Below are 5,583 nucleotides of genomic sequence, written 5' to 3' on the forward strand. Positions count from 1 at the left end.
CAATTAATCCTGCAGATGATTTTACAGTGAGCTCAATCCCGGTAGCCGGGGTTTTTGAGGTACAGCAGGATTTTGACAACATCACCATTGTGCCCTTAAGTTTTGCGAGGCAACTCTTTCAGGAAGAGAAAAAGGTTTCTTCTATAGAAATCAATCTGCAAAAAGGCCTTTCTGCCGATGATTTTAAAAAGGAAGTTGAGCAGCGTATAGGGAAAGGTTTTGAGGTGAAAGACCGTTTGCAGCAAAATAAAGTGTTGTATAATATCCTGGGTACGGAGAAATGGGCTGTGTATATTATTCTTACCTTTATCCTGATTATTGCTATATTTAATATTATAGGCTCGTTAACGATGCTTGTACTGGACAAGTTAAAAGATATTGCTGTGCTGAGTAGTCTGGGGGCAGGAAAAACACTGATAAAGAGAATATTTTTAATCGAAGGGATGATGATTACAATGACAGGATGTATATTTGGGCTTTTAATTGGGTTTCTCTTTTGCCTGGTTCAGCAAAAATATGGCCTGGTCAAGATTTCGGAAGGAACAATTTTGAGCGCCTACCCTGTTGCTTTTAAGTGGACGGATTTTCTGCTGGTATTCTTTACTGTCGGGTTGTTCTCTTTTGTGGCATCAGCTTTGTCTGCGAATTTAAGTGTGAAAAAGATAAATCATATAAATCAAGATTTCTAACCATGAAGCTTATTAAACAAATAACGTTATTATCTATTGTTCTCTCTCTTGCTGTTGTTGCATGTAACCGCAATACGTCTGAACAAAAAGGCAGTGACGTTAAAGTGATAAAGGGCCTGTATAGCTTTGGGCCTGAGATTAAATCTTTTACGGATTGTGAAGAGGGCAGTGAATATTGGGTTGCCGATAGTGCAAAAACACTGGAGCTTGCCTATAGTAACCTGAATTTTGAAAAACCTTACGAACCTGTTTATATTGAAGTGGAAGGTCGCGTAGTGAAATCCGATAGTCTGACTGTTTCTGCAGATTTTGATTCTACTCTTGTTGTTACCAAACTGATCAAAATTACCAAAGAGATTCCGGACGGTCCCTGTAATCAATAGTTGTTTACATAGATATTTTGGGTAATTTCAGGAATGATACCTTTGGATTGTGCCATGTTAAACAGCGTGTCAATGGCCTTCCTTCCTTCAGGGCCAAGATCGATGGAATATTGGTTTACATAAAGCTCAATGTGCTTGTACATCACTTTTTCTTCCATTTCCTGGGCGTGTTGGCGAATAAAGTCCAGTCCTGATTTTGGATTTTCAAAAGCATATTCCACAGATTTACGCAGAACACGGTTAACCTTTTGCTGAACGTCTTCAGATAGGTTTCTGTTGACCACAATTCCGCCAAGGGGAATTGCACATCCGGTAAGACCTTCCCAATAATTTCCAAGATCTACAACTTTATGCAGGCCTTTGTCGCTATAGGTGAAGCGGTTTTCGTGAATAATCAGACCCAAATCTATTTTTTCCTTTAACAGGGAATCTTCTATTTCGGAAAATACAAGTTGTTTCTTATTGGTAAGTTCAGGATAAGCAATGCCAAGAAGGAAGTTTGCGGTAGTGAATTTGCCGGGAATTCCCACAAGGAGTTCAGTCCGAAGCGTAGGCTGCTCGGTGAGTTCTTTGTCTTTACAGATCAGCAGGGGGCCTACACCAAAACCGAGGGCACTGCCGGCATCCAGTAAAGCATATTGGTCCAGGACATAGGCCAGGGCATGAAAGCTAAGTTTGGTGATGTCCAGTTCGCCTCGCATCGCTTTTTGGTTAAGGGTTTCTACATCGTCAAAGAAAACTTCAAATTCTAATCCTTCAGTATCAATTTTATGATGGATCAGGGCATCGAAAATGAAAGTGTCGTTTGGGCAGGGCGAAAATCCTAAGGTTAGCTTCATGCCGTAAATTTAAGCATTGGCTAAAGTCATTTGGTTATGAGTTTGTCAAAAAATCTATCGCCCAATCGTTAAGGTTTTTTATAGCAAGACCGATTTTCCAGTTTTCCTTGTTCCGTTCTTCCACATAATTAGAGATACTTCTGACTTGCAAACAGGGAACCGCAACTTGTTCACAGGAATAGAATACTGCAGCGCCTTCCATGCTTTCTGTTATGGGTTGAAGCCTTGTTAAAACAGACTGAATACTTTCTGTGTTGCCATGTACGGTATTCACGGTAATTCCCCGAACAGTTCTGAGATTTTGGATGTGCGGCACAAGTGAAAGGTCGTCAATGCTGTAACAACTTTTTCCAAAACCAAGCTGATCTATAGGCAGGAATTCATTTTTGTCTTCTGCGCCGAGTTCGGAGAAGGTATCAGAGGTAATACTGACCACACTTCCCAATGGGATGGAATAGTCAAATGAGCCAGCAATACCAAGATTGAGAACCAACCGATAGGGCGTGGCCAGCTGTTTTCCTAGTGCATAAGCCGTTGCCGTCATGCCGACGCCAGTGATAAGCAGATCAAAGCCGGGCGTGGAATAAAACTGCTCATGAGGGATACCAAAATGACTATAAACAGGGCTGATTTCAGGCAGTGTTGCTGCAACAACAAGTATCTTCATGTATCGAAGGTAATTAATTTGTAGCGACTTAAACCTCTTTCTGCGTATATTTGCAGTCAATTTATAAGAAATGATTTACATAACACGAAAGGCGTCATTTAATGCCGCACATAAATTATCCAGGACAGATTGGTCTGAGGATAAGAATACAGAAGTTTATGGAAAATGTGCCAATCCAAACTGGCATGGACATAATTATCAGTTATATGTTACCGTTAAAGGCGAAATTAATCCGGAAACGGGTTTTCTTGTCGACCTGAAATGGCTCAAGGAAATCATCAACATCAATGTTGTAGATAAGATTGATCATAGGAACCTGAATTTGGATGTGGACTTTATGAAGGACAAGCTGGCCTCTACAGAGAATCTCGTGATCGCTGTCTGGAATGAACTTATCCCTCACATTGAGAAGGAAGGGATACAATTGCACAGTATAAAAATTTATGAAACCGAAAATAATTTTGTTGAATACTTCGGGTAATTAGCATACAAATAAATGGATAGTAAAACACAAAAATTTACCGAAGAAGAGAACGAAGGTTATTTAAAGATAGACAGATATAATGAAGAAAAGATAGCATCGATTGCTGGTCATTATAAGGATATTTTACAGAAACTGGGAGAAGATCCGGAACGTGAGGGGCTGATCAAAACACCTGAACGGGTAGCTAAAGCTTTGCAATACCTTACACATGGCTACGATACCAAACCGGAAGAGATTCTTCGCTCTGCAATGTTTAAAGAAGACTATAGTCAGATGGTTGTAGTGAAGGACATAGAAGTTTTTTCTATGTGTGAGCACCATATGCTTCCCTTCTTTGGAAAAGCACATATCGCTTATATTCCAAATGGCCATATTGTTGGTTTGAGCAAAATTCCGAGAGTTGTAGATGCTTTCGCCCGCAGGCTGCAGGTTCAGGAAAGACTAACCAATGAAATAAGAGATTGTATCCAGGCGACCCTTAATCCGGCAGGAGTAGCAGTGGTTATGGAGTGTAAACACTTATGCATGGCCATGAGAGGAATACAAAAACAAAATTCTGTGACTACAACCTCTGCTTTTACAGGGGAATTTGCAAAAGACAGAACAAGGGCAGAGTTTTTGAGGTTAATTACAGCGAATTTACATTAATAGAAATTTTTAAGAACAGGATGGAACCAGTAGGATTAAAATAGTTGTTTTAACCTTTATCGGCTCATCTGGTAACTAAACACAATAAAAATAAATAGATGAAAGCATATATATTTCCGGGGCAGGGTGCGCAATTTTCAGGGATGGGGAAAGATCTTTATCAGAATGATGAAGCAAAAGAATTATTTGAAAAGGCGAATGAGATTATTGGTTTCAGGATCAGTGATATTATGTTCTCCGGTTCGGATGAAGAATTAAAACAGACTAATGTAACGCAGCCAGCTATCTTTTTACATTCAGTTATTCTTGCAAAAACTTTGGGTGCTGAATTTAAACCGGATATGGTTGCAGGGCATTCTCTTGGGGAATTCTCTGCATTAGTTGCTGCTTCTGCTTTATCTTTTGAAGATGGATTAAGACTGGTAATTGCAAGGGCAAATGCGATGCAAAAGGCTTGCGAAATTCAACCATCTACAATGGCTGCAATTCTTGGCCTTGCAGATGAGGTCGTTGAAGGAATCTGCGCAGATATTCCTGAGGTGGTGGTGCCAGCAAATTATAACTGCCCGGGCCAGCTGGTTATATCAGGAAGCCTTGAGGGAATAGATATTGCTTGCCAGAAATTAACTGAGGCAGGTGCAAAAAGAGCATTGAAACTGAATGTTGGAGGAGCCTTTCATTCTCCGCTTATGGAACCTGCAAGATTGGAACTCCAGCAGGCTATTGAACAAACAGTGATTCAGGCACCGGTTTGTCCAATTTATCAGAACGTAGATCCAACGCCAAATACAGATCCTGAAAAAATAAAATTGAATTTAATTACTCAGTTAACCGGTGCTGTGCGGTGGACTCAGACTGTAGAAAGTATGCTTGCGAATGGTGCAGATGAATTTATAGAGGTTGGTCCTGGAAACGTACTGCAAGGCCTTGTGAAAAAGGTGAGCAGGGAAGTTAAAACCAGTTCAGCGACAGTTACTGTTTAATATGAAATTTCAAATCAACTAATGTGAGCGTAGGGGGTAGAATCCGGTTTCTGCTGTTAATCATGGGTGTATGCTGTATTCTAACAGCGATATCCCTGAAGAATTCTATCACCAGGAAAGATCTTTTAAAGCATGAAGCGCAGAAACTGCAGGCTAGTCTTTCGGCAAGTGAACAGTTGGTTTTTAATTTTTTAAATCAGAAGCAACAGGTAGAGCGGGCAAAAAAATTCCATTTATCTGACGAACTCGGGTTAAATTTTATCAATACCTACAGAGAGAAGGGCATTAACCTGATGACCTATAAGGATCATGAGCTTAAATTCTGGAGCTCTTATCGAATTACACCCCCCCGAGACAGTATGGTTAAGGAGGGGGTATCCTTTATGTCTTTTCCAAACGGCTCTTATGAGGTGATTAAGAGGACTTTAGGAAGATATGTTTTTGTCTTTTTGATTGATGTCAAAAATGACTTCCGGATAGAGAACCGCTTTCTTAGAAATGATTTTTCAAAGAACCTGATCTCTTCGAATGTTCTGGAACTGGCCTCTTTTACAGATGAAGAGTTCTATGGAATTAAAAGCAGCACAGGGAAATTACTGTTTGAAGTTAAGCTTAACCCGGGTTATAGTAAAAATGTCTATTCTACGATAGAAGTCTGGTTGTGGGTTGTTGGACTTTTTAGCTTTTCCTTGTTTTTTAACGGATTATGTGCCTGGCAGGCGAAAAAGGGGCATTATGTTCTTTCCACTCTTCTGTTGATCGGTTTTTTTACAGTCGTCAGGTTAACAGATTTACAATACGGCTGGTTCAACCATCAATTCAGTCTGGAGCTCTTCAGCCCAACGGTGTACGCAGAGAGTTTTTTCCTGCCCTCTCTTGGAGATCTGTTA

The 5,583-nt window shown here is 40.3% G+C and carries 7 protein-coding genes and 1 pseudogene; 6 read left to right on the top strand and 2 right to left on the bottom strand.

Annotated features, from left to right (window positions below; all coding sequences use genetic code 11):
- Both DBR11_RS30445 and DBR11_RS28050 read left to right on the top strand, forming a co-directional pair.
- On the top strand, positions 1–689 hold a 689-nt coding region (locus DBR11_RS30445), incomplete at its 5' end, for an ABC transporter permease (RefSeq protein ID WP_233260939.1).
- Positions 690–691: 2 nt separating this feature from the next.
- Positions 692–1,072, top strand: coding sequence for a hypothetical protein (locus DBR11_RS28050; RefSeq protein WP_108555841.1), 381 nt, complete (start codon positions 692–694; stop codon positions 1,070–1,072).
- Here the strand turns inward: DBR11_RS28050 and DBR11_RS28055 are convergent.
- Both DBR11_RS28055 and mqnB read right to left on the bottom strand, forming a co-directional pair.
- On the bottom strand, positions 1,066–1,911 hold the full coding sequence (locus tag DBR11_RS28055; protein WP_108555842.1) for a menaquinone biosynthesis family protein: 846 nt from the start codon (positions 1,909–1,911) through the stop codon (positions 1,066–1,068). The genes DBR11_RS28050 and DBR11_RS28055 overlap by 7 nt on opposite strands.
- 34 nt (positions 1,912–1,945) lie before the next feature.
- Positions 1,946–2,578, bottom strand: coding sequence for a futalosine hydrolase (gene mqnB, locus DBR11_RS28060; RefSeq protein ID WP_108555843.1), 633 nt, complete (start codon positions 2,576–2,578; stop codon positions 1,946–1,948).
- A gap of 70 nt (positions 2,579–2,648) precedes the next feature.
- On the opposite strand from mqnB, the gene DBR11_RS28065 reads away from it, so the two are divergent.
- The 4 genes and pseudogenes from DBR11_RS28065 to DBR11_RS28080 form a co-directional block, all read left to right on the top strand.
- Entirely contained in the window at positions 2,649–3,059 is a 411-nt protein-coding gene (locus DBR11_RS28065) for a 6-carboxytetrahydropterin synthase (RefSeq protein WP_108555844.1), read from the top strand.
- Between the two features lie 15 nt (positions 3,060–3,074).
- Positions 3,075–3,710, top strand: a complete 636-nt coding sequence (gene folE / locus DBR11_RS28070; RefSeq protein ID WP_108555845.1) for a GTP cyclohydrolase I FolE — start codon at positions 3,075–3,077, stop codon at positions 3,708–3,710.
- 98 nt (positions 3,711–3,808) lie between these two features.
- A complete protein-coding gene (fabD, locus tag DBR11_RS28075) occupies positions 3,809–4,693 on the top strand; it encodes an ACP S-malonyltransferase (RefSeq protein ID WP_108555846.1) in 885 nt (294 codons plus the stop codon).
- 62 nt (positions 4,694–4,755) lie between these two features.
- Positions 4,756–5,583 (top strand): annotated as a pseudogene (locus tag DBR11_RS28080) (two-component sensor histidine kinase); the annotation flags it as partial.

The sequence above is a fragment of the Pedobacter sp. HMWF019 genome (assembly GCF_003061025.1).
Taxonomy (GTDB): domain Bacteria; phylum Bacteroidota; class Bacteroidia; order Sphingobacteriales; family Sphingobacteriaceae; genus Pedobacter.

Excerpts from the sequence above, each read along its gene's own strand:
- DBR11_RS28065 (WP_108555844.1), top strand. The coding sequence starts at position 2,649 with ATGATTTACATAACACGAAAGGCGTCATTTAATGCCGCACATAAATTA.
- DBR11_RS28055 (WP_108555842.1), bottom strand. The coding sequence starts at position 1,911 with ATGAAGCTAACCTTAGGATTTTCGCCCTGCCCAAACGACACTTTCATT.
- fabD (WP_108555846.1), top strand. The coding sequence starts at position 3,809 with ATGAAAGCATATATATTTCCGGGGCAGGGTGCGCAATTTTCAGGGATG.
- folE (WP_108555845.1), top strand. The coding sequence starts at position 3,075 with ATGGATAGTAAAACACAAAAATTTACCGAAGAAGAGAACGAAGGTTAT.
- mqnB (WP_108555843.1), bottom strand. The coding sequence starts at position 2,578 with ATGAAGATACTTGTTGTTGCAGCAACACTGCCTGAAATCAGCCCTGTT.
- DBR11_RS28050 (WP_108555841.1), top strand. The coding sequence starts at position 692 with ATGAAGCTTATTAAACAAATAACGTTATTATCTATTGTTCTCTCTCTT.